The sequence below is a fragment of the Shigella sp. FC1967 genome, from assembly GCF_001743005.1.
Taxonomy (GTDB): domain Bacteria; phylum Pseudomonadota; class Gammaproteobacteria; order Enterobacterales; family Enterobacteriaceae; genus Proteus.
Genome location: NZ_MIIZ01001215.1, coordinates 1 through 475, shown reverse-complemented (window position 1 = coordinate 475; position 475 = coordinate 1). Strand labels below are relative to the sequence as shown.

1 protein-coding gene is annotated in these 475 nt (G+C 55.2%); it reads right to left on the bottom strand.

Annotated elements, in window-relative coordinates:
- A partial coding sequence (locus tag BHE89_RS27190; protein WP_353615152.1) for a hypothetical protein occupies positions 1-308 on the bottom strand: 308 nt, incomplete at its 3' end.
- Positions 309-475 lie beyond the last annotated feature (167 nt).

Sequence of the window (475 nt, the reverse complement as noted above, 5' to 3'; positions counted from 1 at the left end):
TTTTTTGTGTCCGGATAGGGTTTAAAGCAATGAGCCGTGGCTCTCCCCAGGGAAAGCACTGTAGCCTCAGCTTCCGGCGCTTCCTCAGTGTCTTCACGAAATTCCCCGCCAAGTTGCTTCACCCATTCGGCAGCGAGCTGCACACCTTCATCAAAGGGAACTTTGTTCTTTTGAAGCACATCCAGATAGGAAAGCAGCAAGCAGTGAGGCGTAATGACGGCGGTGTTCCAATCGGTTGCGAGCCGTGTTTCGTCCATATCTGCATACCAGGCATCAACCTGATGTTTCAATCCGATCTCGGCCATCATGCCGTGCTTACCGGCGACCTTTCTGCCTTCCTCTACCACATCAACCGGGGGCGTCCCAGTAGAGGACTCCCCCGTCCGCTTCTTGGGTCGCACAGGTTGCACCTTGCGGCCAATGCCTCCGTTCCATAACGAGCTCGCAGAGCGTTTGGTTGCCTACAGGAGCCTTG